The organism is Shewanella algidipiscicola, from assembly GCF_003605125.1.
Taxonomy (GTDB): domain Bacteria; phylum Pseudomonadota; class Gammaproteobacteria; order Enterobacterales; family Shewanellaceae; genus Shewanella; species Shewanella algidipiscicola.
Genome location: NZ_QPQT01000002.1, coordinates 298,543 through 324,266 on the forward strand (window position 1 = coordinate 298,543; position 25,724 = coordinate 324,266).

Annotated in this window: 23 protein-coding genes; 6 read left to right on the forward strand and 17 right to left on the reverse strand. The window is 49.2% G+C overall.

The features are described 5' to 3' along the window. Window positions 1-131: 131 nt before the first annotated feature. The 4 genes from nrfD to DVO77_RS03470 form a co-directional block, all read right to left on the reverse strand. The gene (gene nrfD / locus DVO77_RS03455; protein ID WP_119977330.1) at window positions 132-1,073 is read right to left on the reverse strand and encodes a cytochrome c nitrite reductase subunit NrfD; all 942 of its coding nucleotides are present in this window, start codon (window positions 1,071-1,073) and stop codon (window positions 132-134) included. Further along, window positions 1,070-1,759 carry a 4Fe-4S dicluster domain-containing protein gene (locus DVO77_RS03460; RefSeq protein WP_119977332.1) on the reverse strand — a complete coding sequence of 230 codons (690 nt, stop codon included), beginning with the start codon at window positions 1,757-1,759 and terminating at the stop codon, window positions 1,070-1,072. The genes nrfD and DVO77_RS03460 overlap by 4 nt, the downstream gene beginning before the upstream one ends. Before the next feature lie 10 nt (window positions 1,760-1,769). Continuing rightward, on the reverse strand, window positions 1,770-2,258 hold the full coding sequence (locus tag DVO77_RS03465; protein WP_119977334.1) for a cytochrome c3 family protein: 489 nt from the start codon (window positions 2,256-2,258) through the stop codon (window positions 1,770-1,772). Window positions 2,259-2,366: 108 nt separating this feature from the next. Further along, a complete protein-coding gene (locus tag DVO77_RS03470) occupies window positions 2,367-2,876 on the reverse strand; it encodes a DUF2726 domain-containing protein (protein ID WP_110455870.1) in 510 nt (169 codons plus the stop codon). Window positions 2,877-3,255: 379 nt separating this feature from the next. On the opposite strand from DVO77_RS03470, the gene DVO77_RS03475 reads away from it, so the two are divergent. Beyond that, window positions 3,256-4,233, forward strand: a complete 978-nt coding sequence (locus DVO77_RS03475) for a LysR family transcriptional regulator (protein WP_119977335.1) — start codon at window positions 3,256-3,258, stop codon at window positions 4,231-4,233. A 10-nt stretch (window positions 4,234-4,243) separates the two neighbouring features. On the opposite strand, the gene DVO77_RS03480 is transcribed toward DVO77_RS03475, so the two are convergent. Beyond that, the gene (locus DVO77_RS03480; protein ID WP_119977336.1) at window positions 4,244-5,278 is read right to left on the reverse strand and encodes a sensor domain-containing diguanylate cyclase; all 1,035 of its coding nucleotides are present in this window, start codon (window positions 5,276-5,278) and stop codon (window positions 4,244-4,246) included. Between the two features lie 333 nt (window positions 5,279-5,611). Continuing rightward, window positions 5,612-7,768 carry a catalase/peroxidase HPI gene (katG, locus tag DVO77_RS03485; protein WP_119977337.1) on the reverse strand — a complete coding sequence of 719 codons (2,157 nt, stop codon included), beginning with the start codon at window positions 7,766-7,768 and terminating at the stop codon, window positions 5,612-5,614. A 699-nt stretch (window positions 7,769-8,467) separates the two neighbouring features. On the opposite strand from katG, the gene mpl reads away from it, so the two are divergent. From mpl to DVO77_RS03515, 5 genes are all read left to right on the forward strand, one after another. Next, window positions 8,468-9,838, forward strand: coding sequence for a UDP-N-acetylmuramate:L-alanyl-gamma-D-glutamyl-meso-diaminopimelate ligase (gene mpl, locus DVO77_RS03495; RefSeq protein ID WP_119977339.1), 1,371 nt, complete (start codon window positions 8,468-8,470; stop codon window positions 9,836-9,838). Between the two features lie 126 nt (window positions 9,839-9,964). Beyond that, a complete protein-coding gene (locus DVO77_RS03500; protein ID WP_119977340.1) occupies window positions 9,965-10,624 on the forward strand; it encodes a flavin prenyltransferase UbiX in 660 nt (219 codons plus the stop codon). Between the two features lie 18 nt (window positions 10,625-10,642). After that, a complete protein-coding gene (gene hpt, locus DVO77_RS03505) occupies window positions 10,643-11,173 on the forward strand; it encodes a hypoxanthine phosphoribosyltransferase (RefSeq protein ID WP_110455877.1) in 531 nt (176 codons plus the stop codon). Window positions 11,174-11,257: 84 nt separating this feature from the next. Beyond that, entirely contained in the window at window positions 11,258-12,196 is a 939-nt protein-coding gene (locus DVO77_RS03510; RefSeq protein WP_119977341.1) for an ABC transporter ATP-binding protein, read from the forward strand. A gap of 14 nt (window positions 12,197-12,210) precedes the next feature. Further along, window positions 12,211-12,981: an ABC transporter permease gene (locus DVO77_RS03515; RefSeq protein ID WP_119977383.1), complete on the forward strand. Its 771-nt coding sequence runs from the start codon at window positions 12,211-12,213 to the stop codon at window positions 12,979-12,981. Window positions 12,982-13,019: 38 nt separating this feature from the next. Here the strand turns inward: DVO77_RS03515 and DVO77_RS03520 are convergent, their stop codons facing one another. The 11 genes from DVO77_RS03520 to sfsA form a co-directional block, all read right to left on the reverse strand. Further along, window positions 13,020-13,346, reverse strand: coding sequence for a DUF4144 family protein (locus DVO77_RS03520; protein WP_119977342.1), 327 nt, complete (start codon window positions 13,344-13,346; stop codon window positions 13,020-13,022). 130 nt (window positions 13,347-13,476) lie between these two features. Next, window positions 13,477-14,013: a DUF4124 domain-containing protein gene (locus tag DVO77_RS03525; RefSeq protein WP_119977343.1), complete on the reverse strand. Its 537-nt coding sequence runs from the start codon at window positions 14,011-14,013 to the stop codon at window positions 13,477-13,479. Window positions 14,014-14,368: 355 nt separating this feature from the next. Further along, a complete protein-coding gene (locus DVO77_RS03530) occupies window positions 14,369-17,173 on the reverse strand; it encodes an FAD-binding and (Fe-S)-binding domain-containing protein (RefSeq protein WP_119977344.1) in 2,805 nt (934 codons plus the stop codon). A gap of 62 nt (window positions 17,174-17,235) precedes the next feature. Next, the gene (locus DVO77_RS03535) at window positions 17,236-18,879 is read right to left on the reverse strand and encodes an L-lactate permease (protein WP_110455882.1); all 1,644 of its coding nucleotides are present in this window, start codon (window positions 18,877-18,879) and stop codon (window positions 17,236-17,238) included. A gap of 802 nt (window positions 18,880-19,681) precedes the next feature. Continuing rightward, window positions 19,682-20,530, reverse strand: a complete 849-nt coding sequence (gene panC / locus DVO77_RS03540; RefSeq protein ID WP_119977345.1) for a pantoate--beta-alanine ligase — start codon at window positions 20,528-20,530, stop codon at window positions 19,682-19,684. A 31-nt stretch (window positions 20,531-20,561) separates the two neighbouring features. Further along, on the reverse strand, window positions 20,562-21,356 hold the full coding sequence (gene panB / locus DVO77_RS03545) for a 3-methyl-2-oxobutanoate hydroxymethyltransferase (protein ID WP_110455884.1): 795 nt from the start codon (window positions 21,354-21,356) through the stop codon (window positions 20,562-20,564). 79 nt (window positions 21,357-21,435) lie between these two features. Then, a complete protein-coding gene (gene folK, locus DVO77_RS03550) occupies window positions 21,436-21,924 on the reverse strand; it encodes a 2-amino-4-hydroxy-6-hydroxymethyldihydropteridine diphosphokinase (RefSeq protein ID WP_119977346.1) in 489 nt (162 codons plus the stop codon). Beyond that, a complete protein-coding gene (gene pcnB, locus DVO77_RS03555; RefSeq protein ID WP_162599132.1) occupies window positions 21,924-23,327 on the reverse strand; it encodes a polynucleotide adenylyltransferase PcnB in 1,404 nt (467 codons plus the stop codon). The genes folK and pcnB overlap by 1 nt, the downstream gene beginning before the upstream one ends. Window positions 23,328-23,432: 105 nt before the next feature. Beyond that, complete coding sequence (gene gluQRS, locus DVO77_RS03560; RefSeq protein WP_162924138.1) at window positions 23,433-24,326, reverse strand: tRNA glutamyl-Q(34) synthetase GluQRS; 894 nt, start codon at window positions 24,324-24,326, stop codon at window positions 23,433-23,435. Window positions 24,327-24,404: 78 nt separating this feature from the next. Continuing rightward, window positions 24,405-24,848, reverse strand: coding sequence for an RNA polymerase-binding protein DksA (gene dksA, locus DVO77_RS03565; protein ID WP_110455887.1), 444 nt, complete (start codon window positions 24,846-24,848; stop codon window positions 24,405-24,407). A gap of 161 nt (window positions 24,849-25,009) precedes the next feature. Continuing rightward, window positions 25,010-25,714, reverse strand: coding sequence for a DNA/RNA nuclease SfsA (sfsA, locus tag DVO77_RS03570; protein ID WP_119977348.1), 705 nt, complete (start codon window positions 25,712-25,714; stop codon window positions 25,010-25,012). Between the last annotated feature and the right edge of the window lie 10 nt (window positions 25,715-25,724).

The following is a 25,724-nucleotide window of genomic DNA, read 5'->3' on the forward strand; positions in this document are numbered from 1 at the left end:
TATTCGTAAGCAGTATACGTGCTCGGCGTGCTGGGGTTCAATGCTTGTTTGGTAAAGATGAGCGCCAGTACGCAGCTGCTCATGGTGCGTACTGGCGAGATAAGGCCTATGCCAAGTGCTGATGGTATCACCTAGGCGATGGTCATCTGCCCGGTATAGAGGATAAAGTTACGCAGTAAAAATACCCCGATCAGGCTAAAGCTAGCCGTGACCGCGACATAGGTAAATTTACGGTCGGCCGATACCTTCATCCATAAATTAAAGGCCAGTGGCAAGGTTAAACCGATACCGATAACACCGCCCCAAAATACCCAGCCCCAGAACCCGTAACCGATAGCGTTCAGGGCCGCCACTTGGCTTTGTCCACCCGATAAAATCAACCCGACAAAGAAGGTAAATAATAGGCCCATTTCCACCAAGATCAGCGGGATCTCAATACCATGAATAAAGCGCACCTCAACCCCATTAGGGTTACCGCGCAGTAACACACCGCCCAATAAGGTTGCCGCTGCACCAGAGGAGAGCCCCGAGATTAAAAACAGTAAGGGTAATACCGGATTATTCAGGAGTGGAAAGCCAATCAGCGCCGACAACAAAAAGCCGGTATAGGCGCCCAAGGAAATCGATAATATTACTAAGATACCTGTGATGGCGGCCTCTTTGGCCACTAGCCATCGAAGTCCGCGCTGCAGCCACATCCACTTGTCGCCTAATAACTGCAAGATCCCTTTGTTAAAGATGCAGGCAATCCAAGCAAATAACGCCACCTGATAAGCCATGAGAACCAGCACCCCCATCGACATCACAGAGGTGATATTGTAAAACACTAAAATCTTCCAAAAATCCAGTGGCTTGGTTAAATCGATAACCAAGATCCCTAAACCGCCAAATACGGCTAAGGGAGCGATGATCGCCGCCGCTTGCACAAAGGGTGAATGATAGGCTTCGCCTGCTAACTTAACATGTTTGAGCATGATGGCAAAAAACACTGCGCCAGCAGACAAGCCCGCTAAAAACAGATAGATGGCAATAGGCCAATGCCATACCAGGCCTTCAAAATGAAAAGCACTCATAGCATTATCTCCCCATCGATGGTTTGGATATGGAACAGCTTAGGCCGCGTACCTAAGTCCACTTTGGCACGGTAGGTGGGCTTACTTTTAAGCAGGTGGACTAAGGCAGAATCGGCATCTTTAAGGTTACCAAAGGTCAATGCCTTGGTTGGACACGCGAGCACGCAGGCTGGCTGTAACCCTTGCTTTAACTGAGTTTGCTGGCAAAAATCACACTTGTCGGCGGTGCGAGTCTCTGGGTTAATAAAGCGTACTTGATAAGGGCAAGCAGCAATGCAGTATTGGCAACCGACGCAGCGCTCTTCATGTACTGCGACTATACCCGTGTCTTTGTCAATATAAGCGGCGCCTGTGGGGCAAACCCTGACGCAAGGCGCGGCCTCACAATGTTGGCAAGACACTCGGCTAAAGCGGTAGCTCTGGTTGGGATACTCGCCAAAGGGCCCGCGGCGCTCAATCTTGACCCGAGTTACCCCCTCGGGCACCTGATTGACCTCGCGGCAGGCTTCAACGCAGGCGTTACAGCCGATGCAGGCATTTTCGTCGTGTACCATGGCGTACTTAATGTCAGCCTCTGAGCTCGTGTCACTGTGCTCTGCTAACGGAGACTGGGTGATACCATATACAGAGGCCCCTGCCAGCAGCGCCCCACATCCTTTAAGAAACTGGCGTTTTGAATGTAGCATAACAGGCCTCCTATGGATTGACCTTATGGCAGGTAACACATAACTGGCTATGTTGCTGACGGCTTAACGACAACATAGGGTCGGATTCTGGATGAAGTTGGTGGCATTGAGCGCAGCCGACGCGCACGGCATGGACGTTGTGAGTCCAGTCGGCGTCGGCCAAGGTTTCATTATCATGACAGGTAAGACACACGGCCGCTTGCTGCTGGACAGACAAAGGGCTGTCGATGCCAAACTGGTTGAGGGAAGCCCCTTTTTTGGGGTGGTTGCCCTTTTCGCCGTGGCAGTCTTGGCAGACGATGGCTAAGCCTGGGTTGCCATGTAAGCCGAGCATCTGACCATTACGTTTGTGGCATTTAAGGCAGGTATCGCTGCTGGCGCTTGTATTGGTTATTGCCGTGACTTCGGCGGCAACACTAATGACAGGTTGGGTACAGTAAATTAATGCGGCGGCACTAAACGTGAGCAGTATTGAGATGTAACGGCTGATGTGGCACATACCGTATCCTTACACCTTAGGGTGAGCATGACCTCGGGCGGAGGTGAGAGCGCCAAGGTATTGGGTTGACGCTCGGTTGGGCAATGACAGCGAGATTAATGTTAATCATTAGGCGGCGAGTGCATTGCGTAGCAGCATCTCATCACACTGCTTATGTTTATCTAACTTGATAAATTGCACCCCAATGTAATCTAAACATTTTTCGATAAACTTAACCTGCTCAGGTGAGCTGCGATCAGTGTCGCTCACCACCAGTTTAACTGCCGAAGACTCATTGTCGACGACCACATAATCTAGGTGGCAATGTTCCATGAAGTCTTGTACCTCTTCGTGGTTTTTAATCGAATCATCAATATCAACCACGTTAACCAGAGACGCCCCGTACAGCACATCGTAGCGATTGCTCGCGATCGATTTTAAGCTTTTTAGAAACTGCATTGACTCTTGATCAAGCAGATGAGGCTTGATGCTTACGGCCGCATCAACCATCTGTACATCAGTTGATCTAAAGAACTTAATGCACGTCATTACGAAGGTCACGATAACGAGAGGCACAATAATAAATAAAACAAAGTACATAAAAGCATAACTTAAAATAACGGTAGCGGTGGCGTTCATGATAAACCTCCAAGGGGACTTAGCTTTTTCTCTCTATTTTATTATTGCTTCATGTGTGATATTTACAATAATTATTGAAATCAAATTATTAAAAGTTAGCGCATGATCTGATAGTTAATTTCTATAATTTCAACTTGTAGATTATCGTGAGGTGGATATGCCAATCTCAATTAATAAATATCTAATTATTTGCGGCATATCTATTTTAGTTGTTTAAAGTTGGTGTTTTTGCTTTTCATATATAAATATATGAATTTTAAAGTTATTAGCTGCACATTATTTAATTTGTGCATGAGTTGTCAATAATGTTATTGTCGGATTTCGCTTATTAACTATACTTTAATCTGGTGTATTTTAAATCGGTAGAGGTATTTTTAAAATGAAAAATATAACTCTAGATAGTTTAGATATGCTCAGTGCTAATATACTGGTTAATTTGTATGAAAAGCATTCTGCCTCGTCAGTGGCCATCGATATGAATATACCTGCCCCTAAGGTTAGCCGTTGTTTACAGCATGCGCGGATGATGTTTAATGATCCGCTGTTTATTAGAAAAAAACATGGTCTCGAACCCAACGAATTTACCCGCCAGTTATACCCAATTGTGAAGGAGTTGGTGCAGTGCTCAGAGCACCTTTATCAATTAAATCATATTAATGCTGCCGAATCACACGCGGCGATGGTGATCTATGTCAGCGATCTCTTGATCGCCCATTTTCCCCAGCAATTGAGCGCGGCCATAAACGAGGCGCACTTGCCGATAAGTTTTGAGCTGCGTAGCGGCTCACAAGCGGTATTAGATGACATCGCCAATGGCCTTATCGATATGGCGGTAGTGAGTGAGTCTAATCCGAGCGCGCTGCAACAAGATCAACGCCTTAGTGTTATGCCATTGAAAGCGTTATCACACCTCTATCTGTTGTGCGGCCTAGAACACCCAATATTGCAGCAGGAGATAAGCTTAGCCAATATGGCGAACTATCCTTATTTAAGTGCATTTAATCAACTTGATAAGGCTGCACTGGATCCTTTTGAGGCCTATTGCCGCCAGCAAAAATGCGCTTGTCATCTTGCGCCACGCGACAATATGCAAACCAGCCTTGGGTTTCATGATCTTTACCGCTATTTGGCCGACAATCACACTCTCAGCATAGTGCCTTACAGCAAGGTGTATGAACAAAGTTATCTACTACCCGGTTTGCATGTGTGCTGTTTATCGACCATAGACACTGCACTACTGTATGCGGATCACCCTCTGCCACGGCTCTATCTTGTCAGTGCCAAACGCCATCCTAGTGCGCATTTCGATTGGCTTAAGCAAACTGTGGTAGCCCTGATTAAGCAAGAGGTGCACTAAGTGAGCGGGATCAATTGGTCAGTTGTTCGCTGGTGGCGGGGGCTGTAGGTTTACTGCGCCAAAAACGGTAGGCGTGCTTGCCCTGCTTTTTGACTTGGTACATGGCAGTATCAGCATACTCACAGCAGGTGATGAAGGTGTCAGTGTGATTAAAGCGGTAAATGCCGATACTTAACCCCAGAGAGACCAACTGCCCCTCGAGTTCTAGCGGTTGTCGGTAAACATTGAGTATCGTCTGAGCGAACTGGTGTAATAACGCTTCATCTATGGCTGGGATCAGGACAACAAACTCATCGCCGCCAAGCCGAGCGCAATGCGCCGACTGACCATTTAGGCCGCTATGACTTAGATTGGTTAAGGTATTTGCCACATGGATTAAAAGTAGATCGCCCAATTTATGGCCTAAGCCATCGTTGATCCCTTTAAAATCATCAAGATCGATAAAAAATAAGGCCCCGCCACTGCTGGTCTGTGCTTGATGTTCTTCGAAGGCTTGGGTAATGGCTTTGCGGTTACTGAGGTGGGTGAGCGGATCGCTTAAGGCCAGTTGGGCTAACTCAAGTTCGTAACGCTTTTCTTGAGTGATATCGATATGAGTCCCCATTATTCGCAGTGCTGTTCCATCAGGGCTGTATTCAATGACACGGCCGCGATCGGACACCCAAGAGACTGAGCCATCTTTGTGGATCATACGGTGCACCGCTTGATACTCATCGGTTAGGCCATTGACGTGATCTTCAAATGCCTTAATCACCCACTCTTTATCATCTGGATGTAAGTTTTGTTTCCAGCTACTGATATGTGCTGCCAGCTCTTCGCGGCTAAAACCCAACAACTCGCCCCAAGGTCGATTGAAGATGGTTAAATTACCACTGGGAATATGCTGCTCCCAAAGGCATAAACCGGTGCCATCGAGGGCGGCACACAATTTCTCTTCGGCGCGAGCATTAAGCAGGGTGAGCTTAGCATTTTCTCGCTCGAGCGCGGCGTTACGCTGTTTAAGCGCCGCGAGTTCGGCTTGCACCCGTTGTAGTTCAGCATCCATTGAGAATTGAGTTCCATGAGTCGGTAGCAAGAGGATTGGCAATAATATACTGCGAATTGTGCTTGAGATCAGTAACCCTGATTGATAGTTGTGTATTTATGGCTTAAGAATGCACTTATTGTCGAGAGCAGGCTTTATATACTCAGACTTATGACTTAGTAGGCTATGATAGATGTCACGGCGCAAGGCTAGGGTAAGCGCAGCAATCACGAGGCTAGTGACAGGGAAAAGCAATGAATGATGCCTAGGCATCACTCATCACAAATTATGGCTCAGTTGAAATGAGTATTAGCACATAGTGAGAGTCGCTGATGTGCTAATACGGGTTTGCGGCTAGGCTAAATCGAAGCGATCGGCATTCATCACCTTAGTCCATGCGGCAACAAAGTCTTTGACAAACTTCTCTTGGTTGTCATCTTGCGCGTACACTTCTGCGTACGAACGAAGAATCGAATTAGAGCCAAACACCAGATCCACTCTCGTAGCGGTCCACTTTAGCGTATCGGTGGCCCGATCGCGGAGCTCATATAGGTTTTCACCGGCAGGCTTCCATGCATAATTCATATCCGTCAGATTGACGAAGAAGTCATTGGTTAGCGCACCTTCACGATCGGTAAATACCCCATGTTGGGTGCCGTTATAGTTAGTGCCAATAACCCGCATCCCACCAAGTAATACGGTCATTTCTGGCGCCGTTAACCCCATCAATTGGCTACGGTCAAGCAGTAACTCTTCTGCGCTGACGCTATAATCTCGTTTAAGCCAGTTACGGAAACCATCATGAATGGGTTCTAACACATCGAAAGAGTCAACGTCTGTCATAGCGGCACTGGCATCACCACGCCCCGGAGCGAACGGCACGCTAATTTCAACATTCGCCGCTTTGGCTGCCTGTTCAATGCCTAAGTTACCCGCTAACACTATGACATCGGCGACACTCGCTCCGCTACTGCTTGCAATACCTTCGAGTACACCAAGCACTTTGGCTAAACGTGTCGGTTCATTACCTTGCCAATCTTTTTGCGGCGCTAATCGGATCCGTGCACCATTGGCACCCCCACGCTTGTCTGAGCCGCGGAAAGTGCGGGCACTGTCCCATGCGGTCGTCACCATTTCACTGACGGTTAAACCACTTGCTGCGATCTTAGCTTTAACGGCGTTAACATCATAGTCAGTCTTACCAGCAGGAATAGGGTCTTGCCAAATCAGCTCTTCTTTCGGTACGTCGGGGCCGAAATAGCGTGCTTTTGGCCCTAAGTCACGGTGAGTCAGTTTAAACCAGGCGCGAGCAAATACTTTGGAGAAATAGTCTTGATCTTTATGGAATTTCTCAGCGATTTTGCGATATTCAGGGTCCATTTTCATGGCCATGTCAGCATCGGTCATTATGGGGTTGTAACGCTTAGATGAGCCTTCAACGTCAAGGGGCTTATCTTCCTCCTTAATGTTAATGGGCTCCCACTGCCAAGCCCCTGCGGGGCTCTTTTTAAGCTCCCACTCATAGTTAAGTAACAGCTTGAAATAGCCGTTGTCCCACTGTGTAGGATGAGTTGTCCATGCGCCTTCAATACCGCTCGATACTGTATCACGGCCAATGCCACGCTTAGTTTTATTTAACCAGCCAAGGCCTTGGTCTTCGACTTCTGCCCCTTCTGGCTCAGCTTCAAGCAGCTCTACATCGCCATTACCGTGGCACTTGCCTACAGTGTGTCCCCCGGCGGTAAGGGCCACGGTTTCTTCATCGTTCATGGCCATGCGTTCAAAGGTGACGCGCACATCATGAGCCGTTTTCAGTGGATCTGGCTTACCGTCGACCCCTTCAGGATTAACATAGATAAGCCCCATCATGACGGCTGCCAAGGGGTTTTCTAAATCACGTTCACCCGAGTAACGGCTGCCTTCACTGCCACTAGGCGCCAGCCACTCTTTTTCTGCTCCCCAATAGGTGTCTTTTTCGGGATGCCAGATATCTTCTCGTCCAAAGGCGAAACCATAGGTTTTCAAGCCCATGGACTCATAAGCTATGGTGCCTGCATAGGCAATTAAATCGGCCCAACTAAGCTGGTTGCCATATTTCTTTTTGATTGGCCAAAGTAGGCGTCGTGCCTTGTCTAAGTTAACGTTATCTGGCCAAGAGTTGATGGGCGCGAAACGCTGATTACCGGTAGCGGCGCCACCTCGACCGTCGGCGATACGATAGGTACCGGCCGAATGCCAAGACATGCGGATCATCAGGCCGCCATAATGCCCCCAATCGGCGGGCCACCAGTCTTGGCTGTCGGTCATCAATGCATGCATATCTTTTTTGAGCTGAGCAACATCAAGACTCTTGAGGGTTTCTCGATAGTTGAAGTCTGCACCCATAGGGTTAGTCTTGCTATCATGTTGATGTAAAATATCGAGGTTTAATGATTTCGGCCACCACGAGGTATTGGACATACTGCTCTCAGTGGCGCCGCCATGCATCACTGGACATTTGTTTTTAGACATTGGTCAATCTCCTATTCTCTTGTAAAAAGAAGTTGCTATCTAAACGCTATCAATAAGTACACTCCACACTATTGTTCATTTCAAACTAGATGTAAAACCGGTTACGGCGATTGTGGTGATTGGTTTTCTTAAGTGCGGTTTACCTAGAAGATTGCAGTCTTTCGACTGAGTTTTTGGGCGGGATTTGTGCGGTGTTGCGGCTAAGAAAAGCTTTTCCAAACAGAGTTTGGGTTAATGTCGTGGCATTCCACACCAAGGCAAGAGGGGGGATCAACAGTAATCCCCCCTCTTGCATTTCCCCATGCCGCCCCAGATGAAGTTGTACTTCCTCATGCTTATGGATAAATAGCTAACACTTCCGATGGTACATCCATTCTTTTTAAGGGAAAGCCGAAAGCTAGCCGGGTATCCAAGCCCAGACTTACGCCATTTATTCCAACGCCTTTTGGCAACTTCGATGGGGAATTTTGTAGCCACAACACGAGTTTGGTGATATCAAAATTTAATATGGATTTATTGTTGATGTGGTTATGCGGCCGTAAGGCCGCACTCTCGGCGCTAGCCATTCAAACGGAATTTGAAAAACATTCCTAGTGGCTCCAGCCACGACTCAAATAGTTATTTAAACCATTGTTAACTGACAATGGTATCCCAAATCGTTAGAATACCAGCTGATTATTCCTCATCAGAGCCAACCCCATGCATGTACACATCTTAGGCATTTGCGGCACCTTTATGGGTGGCCTCGCACTCCTTGCCAGAGCCAATGGCCACAAGGTTACCGGCAGCGATGCCAACGTCTATCCGCCTATGAGCACTCAGCTCGAAGAGCAGGGCATTGAACTTATCCAAGGTTTTGATCCCAGTCAGCTTGGGCACAGTGAAGATGATGCACCCGATATCGTGGTGATTGGCAATGCCATGAGCCGGGGCAATCCGTGTGTGGAGGCGGTGCTTAATCGTGGTTTGAAATACACCTCGGGGCCGCAGTTTTTAGCCGAACATATTTTGCCGGGGCGTTGGGTATTGGCGGTATCGGGCACCCATGGTAAAACCTCGACCGCTAGTATGCTGGCGTGGATCTTACAAGAGTGTGGCTACGAGCCGGGCTTCTTAATTGGCGGCGTGCCGCAAAACTTTGGGGTGTCGGCGCGCTTGGGTGGTTCGCCCTTTTTTGTGGTCGAAGCCGATGAATATGACAGCGCCTTTTTCGATAAGCGCTCTAAGTTTGTCCATTACCAGCCGCGCACCTTAGTGATTAACAACCTTGAATTTGATCACGCCGATATTTTTGATGACTTACAAGCGATCCAGCGTCAGTTTAATCACGTAATACGTACCGTGCCGGGTCAAGGCAAAATCATTTGGCCAAGCGACAGCGCTGCGGTGCGCGAAGTTATCGCTATGGGCTGCTGGAGTGAGCAGGAAACCTATAGTGTTAATTCGGTCGATATGGGTTGGCATACCGAGCTGCAACGCGATGATGGTCACCGATTCGAGCTGTTTTTCGAGGGAGAGTCGCAAGGCATCTTAGATTGGCAATTGATTGGGCAGCATAATGTTGAAAACGCCACCATGGCGATTGCGGCAGCGCGCCATGTAGGCGTAAAACCTCAAGCGGCTATCGAGGCGCTTGCGAAGTTTGCTCCGCCCAAGCGCCGCATGGAGCTGATAGGCACTGTTAATAACATAGACATATTTGATGATTTTGCCCATCATCCAACAGCGATTGCCACCACCTTGCAAGGTTGCCGGGCGAAGGTGGGCGAGGGGCGTATCCTAGTGGTGTTAGAGCCGCGCTCGAACACCATGAAACGTGGCGTGCATAAAGATACATTAGCGGCGTCGATGACGCTGGCCGATGCGGCATTTTTGTATCAGGCTGATAATATCGATTGGGATGTGGAGGCGGCGATGGCTAAGGCGGCATTGCCTGTGGTGGTACTGTATCAAATAGAGGATGTGGTGGAGGCGGTGGCGAGTGAAGCCAAACCCGGTGACACCATTATTGTGATGAGCAACGGCGGCTTCGGCGGCCTACATGGCAAGTTGCTCGACAGATTAAGTTAACTAAGGGCTGAGTGTTAAGCGGCAATTATTGAGTGGCGAGTTTTGAGTTCACTTATCTCTTATGGCTTATTGCTCAGGGCATTCCAACTTACCACTATTTCAGTTACAGCAGCTAAAGAGAGTGTGATGAATTATCCAAGAAAGGCCAAGGCGATCAGTTTAGCGTGGACAGGCGCCTCGGGTGCGCCCTATGGGCTTAAGTTACTCGAATGTTTGCTGGTGGCCGACTACCAAGTGTTTTTGATGATCTCCAGCGCAGCGCGGGTCGTGCTGGCCACCGAACATGGCGTGCAGCTCAGTGCCAATGGCGATAAAGCCAAGGCGCAGTTGCTGGCGTTGTTTGCGGAAAATGGCGTTGATATTCATGGTGAACTGCATGTGCTGGGCAAAGAGGAGTGGTTTTCACCGCCGGCATCTGGCTCGGCTGCGCCTAAGCAGATGGTGATCTGCCCTTGCAGTACGGGCACTTTAGCGGCAGTGGCGACGGGGATGAGCAACAGTTTGCTCGAACGCGCCGCCGATGTGGTGATAAAAGAGCGTGGCCAGTTGATCTTAGTGCCAAGGGAAACTCCTTTTAGCAGCATACACTTAGAGCATATGTTATCGCTGTCTAAGCTGGGGGCGACCATCATGCCAGCGGCGCCGGGCTTTTATCATGATCCCAAATCGGTACAAGATCTGGTAGACTTCATGGTCGCCCGGATCTTAGACCATCTGGGCGTAGACCACGCGTTAACTAAGCGTTGGGGCTATGATAAGCACAGTGCCAGCAATAGCGACAATTAAGACAATTTTGAGAGTAGTATGAAACACACCACCGAAGTGATGATCTCGGCTGATGAGATTGAGCAACAACTGGATATCCTTGCAGACCAAATTAATGCCCATTACGCCGACAGCGAGCGTCTATTAATGGTGGGTTTGCTAAAAGGGTCTGTGGTCTTTATGGCGGATCTGTGTCGCCGTATTAAGGGTCATGTGGAGATCGATTTTATGTCGGTATCTAGCTATGGTAATGCCATGACCAGTTCACGGGATGTGAAGATCCTTAAAGATGTGCAGTCGGATATCGAAGGTCGCGATGTATTGATCGTCGAAGATCTTATCGACTCAGGTAATACCTTAAATAAGGTACGCGAATTGTTACTGCTGCGCGCACCTAAGAGCCTAGCCCTCTGTACACTACTGGATAAGCCAGAGCGCCGCGAAGTGCAAGTGCCGGTCGACTTTATCGGCTTTACCATTCCTGATGAGTTTATTGTCGGTTACGGTATCGATTATGCTGAGCAATATCGTAACCTGCCTTATATCGCGAAAGTGGTTCCGCTCGATTAATAGAGCGAACCGATACGATTGCAAACTCCTGCCCAGTGCGGGAGTTTTTGTTTGGTGTTTAATGCAACATTACGGAAATCATTCATGACCGATGAGCCATATGCGTTAGTTATCGACTCGCTGAGAAAAACCTACAAGGGTGGCGTCGAAGCAGTAAAAGGGATAAGCCTGAAGGTGAAGGCGGGGGACTTTTTTGCGCTACTGGGCCCCAATGGGGCGGGTAAGTCGACCACCATAGGTATTATCTGTTCTTTAGTGCAAAAGAGCTCGGGTAAGGTAAAGGTGTTTGAGCACGATATCGATACACAGCTAGAATTAGCCAAGATGTCGATAGGCCTAGTGCCTCAGGAGTTTAACTTTAACCAGTTTGAAACCGTGCAGCAGATTGTGATCAATCAGGCCGGTTATTTTGGCGTATCACGTGAAGTGGCGCTTGAGCGTGCCAAGAAGTACCTAGGTCAGTTGGATCTGTGGGAAAAGCGCAACAGCCCAGCGCGCGCCTTGTCGGGTGGCATGAAGCGCCGCTTGATGATTGCTCGCGCCCTAATGCATGAGCCTAAATTGTTGATCCTCGATGAGCCGACCGCTGGGGTTGATATTGAGCTACGTCGCTCGATGTGGACTTTTTTGACTGAGCTTAATCAGCAAGGTGTGACCATTATTTTAACCACGCATTACCTTGAAGAGGCGGAAATGCTGTGCCGCAATATCGGCATTATCGACAAAGGGGTGTTGGTGGAGTGCACTAGCATGAAGTCCTTGCTGAGCCGCTTAAACAGGGAAACCTTTGTGTTTGATCTGCGCGACAACCTCGACACCTTACCGCAGCTTGATGGCATCAATTGTCGCTTAGTCGACCCGCATACCCTAGAGGTGGACGTGGAGAAGGCGCACAGCATCAATAGCGTATTTGCACAATTGAGCGCCCAACAGATAGAAGTGTTGTCGATGCGTAATAAGGCTAATCGCTTAGAGGAGTTATTTGTGGAGTTGGTTGAACAAGGTAAAGGGGCGGCAAAATGAGTGCAGGATTAAGCATGAAACAGGTCTACTTTACCGCCTTTAAGAGTATCTTGATTAAAGAGATCACCCGGTTTACCCGCATCTGGGTACAAACCTTAGTGCCGCCAGCGATCTCTATGACTTTGTATTTCCTTATTTTTGGTAACTTAGTCGGCAAACGCATCGGTGAGATGGGCGGTGTCTCTTATATGGAGTTTATCGCGCCAGGGCTGATCATGATGTCGGTTATCACCGCATCTTATTCTAATGTGGCCTCATCATTTTTTAGCGCTAAATTTCAGCGTAACCTCGAAGAGTTGATAGTGGCTCCCGTGCCCCATTATGTGATGATTGCCGGTTACGTTGGCGGCGGCGTGGCGCGCGGTTTATGCGTGGGCACGATTGTCACCTTAGTGGCGATGTTCTTTGTCGACATTAGCCTGCACCATGCTGGGCTGGTGGCGGTGACTGTGTTGCTAACGGCCATTTTGTTCTCTCTGGGTGGCCTGATAAATGCGGTCTTTGCTAAGACCTACGATGACATCAGCATAGTGCCAACGTTTGTGCTGACGCCGCTGACCTATCTGGGCGGCGTGTTTTACTCTCTGACCTTGCTCCCTGACTTTTGGCAGGGGGTGTCGCAGCTCAACCCTGTGGTCTATATGATCAACGTCTTTCGCTATGGTTTCTTGGGTTATGCCGATATTAGCATTGCGCTGTCATTTGCGATTATGGTGGGTTTTTGTAGCGCGCTATGGGCGGTTGCTTACTACCTGATCAGCCGCGGTATTGGCTTAAGAAGCTAATGCATCAAATAGCAGTGCCTTGGTGAGTTGCCGAGGCACTAGCGCTCTTCTAAATACTTCAGTATCTCAAACACACGGCTAATATTATTTGCCCCCAGCTTGGCGGTGCAGCAGTGACCATTTTGGCTGGCATGCAAGCGCACCCAGTCGATAATGCTGGCTAAGCTGTGGGGCGCACTCAAATGAAATTCCCCCGCGGCCGTTAAGGGCTGTACTTGCCAGCGATAACTCTGGCTTTGACTGTCGATAATCACCACCGACCTTGTGTCGAGCAAGGGCAGCTCATCTTGCCATTGCTCTATATCTTCAATCAGTTGTAGTTGGTTATCGTCTGGGTGTTTAACCAGTATGGGCCAATGGAGCATGGTTTACCTTTTAATGCCGAGATGGTTGAGTGTCGCTTGCATGAATCTTGTTTCTGGCTAGATTATGCCATAGCCAGCAGGAGGAGCGCAGTAATGAGCATAACATCTGTGTTGGCTTAGTATCTATTGGTTAGGGCAAGGAGCTCGCGGCCGCTTGGGACGAACTCTGCTCGGCCGATTCGGCTTCAATCTGGGTTTGGTGCTGGGTTAATAATTTGATTGAGGCTAAATTTATGTTAATCAATCCATCGAAATGGTTATTCATCTCTTGCAGCTGGGCTACAAACTCCGGGTCGTCCTTAGCCTGTTTTTGCCAGTAACGTTTACGGTCGATTTTTTGTCGCTCGCTGGTGCGCAAAATATCGTAATAGCTGTTTTCCTGTTTAAGACGGTAGAGCTCACTGTCGATAAGTTGTAATAGCTTTTCTTTTGAAATCGAGCTTTGATTGAGTAATGCTTGCAACGGATCTCGGGCATTCTCGTTTGCTTCTGAGCTGGTTTCTGTGGTGATGCCAAGTTGGTAGGTGACTTGGTGTTGATTAAAATCTTTGGGGCAGGAGATTTGGCTGAAGACGATTTTATCACCTTTGACGCATTTATAAATACTGGTGGCGTGTGCAGGCAGAGCCAGAGCCAGTGATACTGCAACAAATAACAATTTTTCCATTTGGCGATACGTCCTCTATCTGCCACCGATAAAATGTGGGGTGTTGAGGCGTCTAATACCAGTACCTAGCGCTGCAGCCTAAGGATTTACTGGCTCAATCAGCCTTTTTCAAACAGCGTCACATGTCCATTTAAGCAATTTACCCCCCATACTATGGCGTAAGTTCTCGCTGAAAACTAGTGTTTCATCTGTTAATGGTGTGTAAATTGACCGTTTGGGCGAAAATCAACCATCTTGGGGGAAGTGATATCTAGGTTGGCGTGGCGATATAAAAAACCGCGATGTAAAAGGCTTACATCGCGGAGTTTGCTTGGGTGTGGTTATTTAAAACCTAAATTATTTTAAGTTGTTATGATTAACGGCTGCACTCTTCTAGCAGATAGGCTAGATGACGATATGAGATGCCGCTGTGATGTGACAGACCCACTTCACACATACGGTTGGCGTAATAGCCCTCGTTAATATCGACAGGGATGAGCTTTTTGATGTTGCGCAGCGCACTGGCGTTCATCTCTGGCTTATACAAGCCTTTCTCGCCTGCGTAACCACAGCACTCGATCCCTTCGGGTAGCTTAACGCCCATGCTACAGGCGTCGGCCAACGCTTGCATCTTAGGTTCAAGCTTCATCTTACGGGCGCTACAACCAAAGTGCAGGGCGATGTTGACCTTTTTGGTGAAGGTCAGCTTAGGTAAGATCTTGTCGTGCATAAATTCGACTAAGTCGGTGATCTCAACCTTAGGGTTACCCGTTAGGGTGCGGTAAGTACAAGAGAGTGCGTCGACGACCACGGGCACTTTGCCATTATCGCTCAGGGCGCTTAGCGCATCGATCAGCTCATCGCGTTTCGCATCGGCGTTTTTAAAGTCCCCTTTCGACTCCCACATCTGGCCGCAGCACAGATGACGGGTGTTGTCTGGGGTCACCACGTTATAGCCCGCGCGCTCAAGCAGAGTCACCACCACATCGGGTAGAGTGCGATTGTCAGGGTCGAGCGGTGTTGGGCCAAAGGTGCGACCGCCACAAGCAGGGAAGTAGACGATGGTTTCTTTATCTGGCGATGCCGGCGATGGCGTAGGCAGATTAGCGCCCTTGGCAAAGTCTGGATTCCAGTATGGCACCTCTTTAGACACCATGCGGCCCATTTTCATCAACCCATTGGTGATGTTATCACCCGTGACCTTATGGATGATATTGAGCACATTGAAGCCTGTGCTGATCACTTGGTTTACCGCGCCAAAATGTTTGGCTTGGAAATCCAGTACCTTCTGCTCTGTGGTGGTGATATAAGGCGTACGTAGCTTACGTACCAGATTGCCCATACTGTTATCAACAGGGCAGGAGATGGTACAGAGTTGACAGGCGGCGCAGGTATCAATGACATCATATTTGGCCGCTGCGCGCATCTCTTCTGCCGCCTGCTTATCGCCAGATTGTTCGAGGCGAGCAATTTCACGCAAGGTGGCGATACGTTGACGCGGGGTGAAGTTAAGCGCCGAAGTGGGGCAGGTCTTCTCACAGAAACCACACTCGATACACTTATCGACAAAGTCATCGACCACGGGGCAGGGCTTGATGTTTTTAACGTGCACATTGGCATCATCGTTAAGGATCACACCTGGGTTAAGTAGTCCTTGTGGATCGAAAATTTGCTTGATGCGCTTCATCAAGGTGTAAGCATCGGCGCCCCATTCCATTTCAACAAAGGGTGCAACGGCACGCCCCGTCCCATGCTCGGCTTTCATTGAGCCATCGTACTTATCGATAACCATCTCGGCCACATCTTGCATAAAGGCGTGGAAGCGGTTGATATCCTCTTGTGAGGCGAAGGTTGGCGTAATAATGAAGTGGAAGTTACCCGCTAACGCGTGACCATAGATCACCCCTTCTGGGTAACCATGCTTGCCAAACAGTTCGGTGAGATCCTTGGCAACGTTGGCGAGGTGTTCTACTTCAACCGCGATATCTTCGATGATAACCGAGGTGCCTTTTGGACGTTCGCCACCAATGATTGGGAACAAACCGGAACGCATCGCCCAATATTTGCCAAATACAGCAGGATCATCGGTGAAGGTGATTGGACGCTCGGTTTCAATGTGCGACAGTTTATTCACCACATCTTTGGTGTAGCTTTCAAGGGTCTCTTTATCGTTCGAACGGCACTCGATAAGCAAAATAGCGGCATTTTCTGGTAAGTCGCTTAGCCATTCGGGCATACCGGCTTTACCTGTCACCGCTTGAATGGATGCCCAGTCTAATAGTTCTGCCGCGGCGACACTTTGACCATTGATCGGTGGGATCGCACTTGCAGCATCTTCCATATTGAAAAATACCGCCATCGCAGAGGCTTTAAATTTAGCCTCGTCAACTGTGTTATAGGTGACCTCTTCAACGAATGCGAGCGTCCCTTCAGAGCCGACAATCAAGTGATTGATCAGATCGAATGGATCACTAAAGTCGACTAAGGCATTGATACTGTAGCCGGTGGTGTTTTTGATTGAGAATTTTTTACGAATACGATTCGCGAGCACTTCGTTGCTGCGGGTCATGATGCCAAGTTCAACGAGCGAGTCGAGCAGCGCTTTATTGTTTTCACTAAAGGCAGCCTTAGACTTTTCACAACCGGTATCGAGCTCTGAGCCATCGGCAAACAGTAACTTGGCCGATGCAATCGTTTGATAACTGTTTTGCGCCGTACCACAACACATGCCCGAGGCATTGTTCGCCACGATACCACCAATTTTACAAGATGCCAGTGTCGCAGGATCCGGACCTATTTTCTTGCTAAATGGCTTCAGCGCCAAGTTAGCATCTGCGCCTACCACGGCCACCCCTAGAGAGACCTGTGTACTGTCGGCACTGACTTCAATTTTACGAAAGCCATCATGGCCCAAGATAAGCAAAATACCTTCGCCAATGGCTTGGCCCGAAAGGCTGGTACCGGCGGCGCGGAAGGTGACCGGAGCTTGGTGCTGGCGCGCGACCTCTAGGGTGAACTTGGCATCTGCTAACGTTTCGGCGTGGACGACCACTTCTGGCACGATCCGGAAATAGCTGGCATCGGTTGACCACGCAAAGCGACGTACCGCATCATCAGTGACCGCATCTTGACCCAGCTTAGCTCTTAAATCTGCGACGACGGCTGAATAATTAATCGACATAATATTACTCTTTTTATCGGGGTTAAAGGCGCTTATCACGCCCTTAGCCCGTGTATCGGAGGTTAGAAACCGCCCCAAAGGGTGGCGATAGTTCCGGCAATTAAGGCATAGCCTAGCGCCACAGGCATGGTCTTGCGAATAATCTCAGACTCTCGTCCGGCCATGCCAACAACGGTTGCCGCCGCGACCACGTTCATCACACACATCATGTTACCCGCGTTTGCACCTATGCCCTGAAGGGCAAGTACCATGGCATGGTTCATACCTATGTTGTCGGCCACGCTGTACTGCAGGCCTGAGAACATCATGTTAGAGAAGGTGGCAGAACCAGAGAGGAAGGCACCGAAGATCCCCACGATAGGCGACATCCAAGCCCATACCGCGCCCATAGAGCCTGCTAGCATATCGGCCAGGGCCACAGGCATAGATTGTAGACCTGAGTCGTTAGCGCCAGAGTTAAGGAAGATTTTTACCATAGGCACCGAGGCACCGAGTGAAATGATGGTCGGCAACATCGAGCGGCACGACACTGTGACTGATTGTTTGATAGCCGATGGCTTCATCTTAAACAGCACGAAGCCTAGCAGGCACACTAAGATAAAAAATGCGCCAGGGGCATATAAGGTCGCAAAGCCCGCTTTCAGCTCGGTGCCCATCAAACCTGTCCAACTGATGTTAAAGCTTGTTAGCCAAGTTTTAATTGGCGCCACGGTGCGCGATAGCACCAGTAGCGCCGCCATAATAATATAAGGGGTCCATGCAGCGACTTGTGAAAAATGTGCCTTAGTTTCAACCTTGTTGATGTCTAGGTCGTCATTTTCAGCAAAATCATTCCAAGGGGTTTTAGGCAGTAGGTAACCTTTACGAGCGACAGGAATAACCAAAGCCATACCGACAAGCGCACCGATAACAGAGGGGAACTCTGGGCCCGCGAAGAAGTTTATTAACCACGCTGGGATGGTGAAAGCTAGGCCCGCAAAGAGAGCAAACTTCCACACCGCTAAGCCCTCTTTAAATGATTTGTTACGACCGAAGAAGCCCGTCAACACGCTCACCATGACCAGAGGGATCAGGGTTCCTGTGATGAGATCGATAGTGATCATATGCATGGCGATAAACTGAGCATAGTCAGCGAAGTGGCCACCGTGTTCGGCTATCTGCTCGGCAGCCATGCTGACGCCGCCTGACATTAAGCCCTGTTCCATACCAAATAGTACCGGTAAGCCAATGGCACCAAAGGAGACACTGGTCGAGTCTGCAATTAGTGCAACGACTGCCGAAGCAATCGGTGGTACACCCAGTAATACCAGCAGCGGTGCACCGATAGCGGCTGGTGTACCGAAACCAGCTGAACCTTCGATAAATGAGCCAAATAGCCAGCAGATGATGATCACCTGTACTCGCGCATCACCGCTAATGTTGGTAAAACCGGCGCGAATGGTATCCATAGCGCCGGAATATTTTAAGGTATTAAGTAGGAACACGGCACCAAAAATAATGCTTAAGGGGGTCAATGCCGATAACAAGCCTTCGACAATCGATGCACCGAGAACAGTGGTGTCCATCTGCCAGATAAAGACGGCGGCTAAACCTGTCATCACCATGGAGATTGGCATGGCGCGTGAAGCTGGCATTCGAAGGAGTACCAAAAATAGCATAACGCTTATCACTGGCGTTAAACTGGCGAGTAGTTGAAGTAGGGTCATGATTGCCTCTTACTGTCGTAACTGTGTTATTGCTAACTATTATATTAGAGCTGACTTCTATGGGTGCAGCGCTGCCTTGTGGGGTGATCAGTGAGTTGAGCTCACTCGATTAGCCTTAGGTGCGTACTAAACGCTAATTCAACAAAAGCCAATATGATCTAGATCATCATGTGACGATTACTTAAGTTTAGGTTAGATGGCTGTGAGCCACCTCGTTCGCAGCTAAATTAGAGCGTGATTAATATCACACTTAATGATGACCTGTTGATAACAAATTAGTGTGCTAGGATGTTTTGTTAGTCGAAAATAGTGTTTTGGATGATTTTTTAAGCGAAAAACACCCTATAAATGCAAATGTATGATCTGATAATTTCATTTTTGGGTGTTACGGAGAATAAAACGACATAAGCGCTGTGTGATGTAGGTCACGCTGCGTCTTGTCTGTTGTAGTTTGTTTTGCTGTTGTTGAATTTAATTTAATTTGACTTCAAGGTGTTAGTCTATAAAGGTCGAGCGGCAGGTGGCGATAACTCAATGGCAGTCCCCTAAGCAAAACCTTGGCGGTAGTGATGAAATTTGCGCAATCAGGTTATTTAATTTCTTACATCAGTTAGCCATCATCGCCTCTGCATCGATGAAGGATGGTGCAGTAGTGCATAAAAATATCGCTAGACGATGCACCAAGTATTCAGTCTGGCGGTTGGTTATATGTTTTAGGGTAAGGTTGCAGCGTTAGGGGAAGACGATATCGCCTTCCCCTAAATGTTTGCCGAGTGCTTACATATAAGAGTGCTTTCGTCTATTAGTTGCGGGTAAAACAGAGATTGTCGATAAGACGAGTGCTGCCCATATATGCCGCGGCTAAGATCACCAACTGCTTATCGTCAGCGCCAATAGGATGTAAGTTGGCCGCATTACGTACGCTTAAGTAATCTAGCTTAAAACCAGCTTGACTCAGTTGCTGACCCGCCTCGCTCACTGCCTGCTCTACATCTTGCCCTTGGGATATGGCCTCAGCCATGGCGTCCATTGTCTGTTTTAACGTGGCGGCTTGTTGTTTTTGTTCATCGCTCAAATAGCCATTGCGTGAGCTCATGGCCAATCCCGATGGTTCTCGTATGGTGTCGATACCGACGATCTCAATGGGCAGCGACAGATCTTCAACCATGGTTTTTATCACCATCAACTGTTGAAAGTCTTTATTGCCAAAGACGGCGATATCGGGCTGAACGATATTAAACAGCTTGCACACTATGGTGGCGACGCCGCGAAAATGGCCGGGACGACTGGCACCACACAGCTCATCAGAGATCTTGGGGACTTCGACAAAGGTCTGCAACTCCATCCCCTTGGGGTAGATGATGGCAGGGGTGGGGGTAAACAGTAGTTCGGCGCCAGCCTCTACTAAGGCAGCCTGATCGGCGGACAAGGTGCGAGGATACGCATCGAGATCTTCATTTTGGCCAAATTGCAGCGGGTTAACGAAGATAGAGACCACGACATGGTCGGCGCGCTGAGCGGCTTCCTTTACTAAGGTCATATGGCCTAAGTGTAAATTGCCCATGGTAGGCACAAAGGCCACGGTTTCGCCTTGGCGTTTCCAAAGGCGAATTTGCTCTCTGATTTGAGCGATATCTTGGGTGGTAAACATCTAACGACTACCTGTATTAATGCCTTTAGGGTTAGCTAAAGGTATGTTCGCTGCTAGGGAAAGTGCCGTTCGCCACTTCGTCGATATAGGCGCGAATGGCGCTACGAATTTCGCCCGTTTGTGCCAAATAGTTCTTCGAAAAGCGTGGAATATAGCCGCTGGAGATCCCCAGCACATCGTGCATCACCAATATTTGGCCATCGGTGTCAGCGCCTGCACCAATACCGATAACGGGAATGGTCAGTGCTTCGGTAATGGTTTTCGCCAACGCGACAGGAATACATTCTAATACCAGTAGTTGGGCGCCTGCCGCTTGTAATGCTTTGGCTTCATCTAAGATGCGCTGGGCGTTACTGGCATCGCGTCCTTGTACCTTAAAGCCGCCAAAGACGTGCACCGACTGTGGTGTAAGGCCTAGGTGAGCACAAACAGGAATGCCGCGCTCGGTGAGCTTAGTCACGGTTTCTAGCAGCCAATGGCCACCCTCAACCTTGACCATATTGGCACCGGCCTGCATCAGCGTCGTGGCGTTTATCATGGCTTGTTCTGGAGTGGCATAACTCATAAAAGGCATGTCGGCGATTAATAACGCGCGCTTAATACCGCGGCGCACACAGCGTGTGTGGTAGGCAATATCATCGACACTCACGGGCAGGGTATCATCATGGCCTTGCAACACCATTCCCATGGAGTCACCTACCAGTAATACATCTACCCCCTCACTGTCGAAAGCCGCTGCAAAGCTGGCATCGTAGGCGGTTAATGCGGTGAATTTTTTTCCTTCTTGCTTAAATTTAAGCAAGGTAGCGCTCGTTATCTTGGACATAATGATGGTCTTAAATCTAATGAATAAAAGGATTCAATATCCGCAGTAGTGTGCTTTATATGCTAACTGTGGCTTAAGTTCAATGATCCGGGCTGAGTTGTTGCACTTCAGCTAAGAGGGTGTCGTCAATTAAGCTGGCCACGGCGGTGCCGCAAGGCAACACCAATTCAGGCGCAAGATCGTGTAACGGGACTAACACAAAGCTGCGTTGTTTCATGCCATAGTGGGGCACCGTCAGTCGTGGTAGGTCAATCTGTTGTGCGCCATAGAGCAACAGATCTAAGTCTAAGGAGCGTGCGCCCCAGCGGATATGACGTACTCGCCCCTGTTGCTGTTCGATAGCCTGCAAGGCATCGAGAAGCGCGATAGGGTCAAGAGAGGTGTTGAAGCACGCCACGGCGTTAAGGTAATCGGGCTGGGGGACATCACCCATGGCGGCACTTGCGTAATAGGGCGAAACAGCCACTCGACCGTCACTTGCTAGTGCCTTAAGGGCGATGCAAGCTTGGTCAAGTTGAGCTTTAGGGGACGCTAAGTTGGCCCCCAAGGCGATATAAACGCGAGTCATTATTCTGCTGGTTTAACCGGTTTTTTTGGGCTGCGGCGACGACGATTAGTGTTGCGATTCTTGCTGCCTTTGTGGGTGCTACGCGCAATCACACTGCGTTGTTCTTCGCTGCCTTCAACAAAGCTTTTCCACCAGGCTGCCGATTTGGCGATGCTGCCACCTTCGGCCTCGGCGCGCAGCAGCAGTAAGTCGTAAGCGGCGCGAAACTTAGGGTGTTCGATAAACTTAAAGGCGCGAGTGCCTTGATTACGATCGAAACGCAGTTGCAGCTGCCAAATGTCTTTCGCTGGGGTACTAAAACGGCGCGGAATACTAATGGTGCGACATTGCTGCTCCATCACATCGCCCATGGCGGCATAAAAGGCATCATAGGTGGTGAGACCGCTCTCTAAGGCGATATCATCGGCGCGCTGACTCAGCGGGTACCAAAGCATGGCCGCGTAGAAGAAAGCTGGTGTCACCGACTTATCGGCGTTGACCCTGTCATCTGTGTTACGCATGATGGCTTCAATCATCTTAGTGGCAGGCCCTTGTGGGTCCTCTACTAGAATGTTTTCCACTAAGGGGAATAATGGCTCAAATAAGCCAAAGTCGCGCATCATGTGATAGTTATCTTGGGCGTGGCCGTGGAAAAAGAGTTTCAGCACTTCTTCATACATGCGCGCCGCTGGAATATCTTTTAGTAGTGGGGCCAACTCATAGATAGGGTCGGCAGCAGCGCTGTCGATAGTCATCCCCAGTTTGGTGGCAAAACGCACGGCGCGCAGCATGCGCACCGGATCTTCACGGTAACGTTTTTGCGGATCGCCAATCAGGCGTAGGGTGCGCGATTGCAAGTCTTGCAAGCCGCCGCCATAACTGTGAATAGAGAAGTCACTGATATCGTAATAAAGTGCATTGACGGTAAAGTCACGGCGCTCGGCGTCTTCATCTATGCTGCCATAGACGTTATCACGCAACAGACGCCCTTCGGCATTGGTTTTGGAGATCTGTTCGGCGCTGTCGACATGGTGACCACGTAAGGTGGCGACTTCGATAACATCGCGGCCAAACACGATATGGGCTAGACGGAATCTGCGGCCGACTAAGCGGCAGTTACGAAACAGCTTTTTAATCTCTTCAGGGGTAGCATTGGTCACGACATCAAAGTCTTTCGGCTCTAGGCCTAATAAAATGTCGCGCACGCCGCCGCCCACCAAGTAGGCCTTAAAGCCTGCCTTGTGCAGTCGGTAGAGTACCTTTATAGCGTTTTCGCTAATCTGCTTGCGAGAGATGGCGTGATGTTTTCTCGCAACGATCTCTAAGCTTAGTCCCGCTTGTGTGGTTTCTGTGGTGTTTTGATTGTCGTCAAAAAGCTGTTTACAGAATTGACTAATACGGCGAAAAATAGGACACCTCAACATGCATCTGGATATCAGGGTTAAAATAAGGCCGCTATCATAACTTAATTATGGCTCAAAGAGTATACCCACGGCGTTTGCGGCGTATCACAGGTGTGATGTCGCGCGTCAGGTTTGCTCACTCTGATTGCTAGGCAGCAAAATCTCGGTTTGTTTAGGGATCCGCGAGATATCGAATTGACTCACCGCTTGGGTGAGCATCTTATCCACATCGTCCACATCGCATTGCGCTTGACCCAAAAACGCCAGTGCCGCATTGATACTGGCCTGAGGCGCACGGGTGTCGATGGCGGGGGCATGGTTTTGCTTTGACAGTTTTCGCCCCGGTTCGGCGCAGGCCAATGGCAGATGCAGCCAGTGAGGTGTGGGGTGATCTAATAAGGTGTACAGAGTGCTTTGGCGCGCACTGGAGGTTAACAGATCGCTGCCGCGAACCACCTCGGTAACGCCTTGTAAGGCATCGTCCATCACCACGGCTAATTGATAGGCCATCAGGCCATCGCGGCGTTTAATAATAAAGTCTTCGCTAGCAAAGTCGGCGTCGATATGGATATCGCCCAGCAGTTGATCATAAAACTGCGTCACGGGATGAGTATTACAAATACGGATAGCGCCTTGGCGATGGCGCGGTGTGCGCCGGGCACAACGGCCATCATAGGCTGCACCCATGGCCTGAATTTGCTTGCGGGTACATTGACAGTAATAGGCCTTGTTGTGGCTTAGCAGTTGCTGTAACTGCGCCTCATAGGCGTCCAGTCGTGAACTTTGATACAGCACGCTGCCATCCCAATGCAAGCCGTAAGCTTCAAGGGTGCGTAAGATCTGTTGGCTCGCGCCAGGCACTTCTCGTGGGGGATCGATATCTTCTATGCGCACCAACCACCGACCCTGCTGAGCACGAGCACGCAAATAACTGCCAAGGGCGGCAATGAGCGAGCCAAAATGGAGTGGGCCTGAGGGAGAGGGCGCGAATCGGCCTATGTAGGTGTTAAGATGCACTATGCAGCCTTTGCACTGAATCAATTTAACTTAAGAAAGCGACAAAAAAGCGGGGATAATCCCCGCTCATCTTAAGTCAGATTAACCTGCCATCTGCTTTTCTTTGATCTCGGCGAGCGTCTTACAGTCGATGCATTGATCGGCTGTTGGACGGGCTTCGAGTCGGCGGATACCGATTTCGATACCGCAAGAGTCACAGAAACCGAAATCATCTTCTTCGATTTTTTGTAACGTCTTTTCAATCTTCTTAATCAGCTTGCGCTCTCTATCACGTGCACGAAGCTCTAAGCTGAACTCTTCTTCCTGAGCTGCACGGTCGACAGGATCTGGGAAGTTAGCAGCTTCGTCTTGCATATGAGTCAGGGTACGATCCACTTCTTCACGAAGTTGGCCACGCCACGCATCGAGAATTTTTTTGAAGTGATTCAGTTGAGCGTCATTCATGTACTCCTCACCGGGTTTCTCCTGGTAAGGATCGACTCCTGCGATAGCGAGTACGCCAAGTTTTTTAGTGCCTTCAGGCATAACGCATCTCCTGTTAATCATTTGCGTTGTAGGGCGGCTGTTATTTAAAGGCCGATATCTATATCAGAAACCTATTTGCCACGCAAATTTTTTGTGCTGTAAAGTTTGATATTTTGCGACTATGTCTTCTATTTGCTTTTTATTCAACTTTTAACGGTGATTTATACGCTAACAGGGCAGGATTTAGCCAAGTGCAGTCCTTCGGTGGACATCTCGGTGCAGTAAGCCAAGATTTCCACACCGGCTTGATGAGCCTGAAAGAGCTGCTGGGCGTAATCGGGGTCGATATGCTTGGCGGCGCTGACCCTGTCAATGCCGCTGTGCTGCACCACAAACAGCAGTACGGCGCGATGACCTAAATGGACCATCTCGATTAGCTCGCGCAGGTGCTTTTGGCCACGGGTACTAACGGCGTCAGGAAAATAACCCTGTTGCTGCTCTAATAAAGTACAACTTTTGACTTCTATATAGCAGCGACCTAAGCGGGCGTCCTCAAGTAGCAGGTCGATGCGGCTGTTTTCATTGCCATATTTGACTTCACGGCGCAACTGGCTATAGCCCTGCAGTTCAGTGATGACTCCGTCAGCTATCGCCTCGGCGGCCAGCGCATTGGCGCGACCAGTATTAATACCAATAAGGTGGCCAGTATCGGTTTGCGCCAACTCCCAAGTATTTGGGTATTTACGTTTAGGGTTATCTGAGGTGGAAAACCACACCTTCTCACCGGGAAACAGACAGTTGCGCATCGAGCCTGTGTTAGGGCAATGGATAGTGATCTGCGAGCCATCGCACAGCTCGATGTCAGCCAAGAAGCGTTTATAACGTTTGATTAAGGTGCCCTGTTGAAGCGGGGGGCTAAAAAGCATGATCTGACCT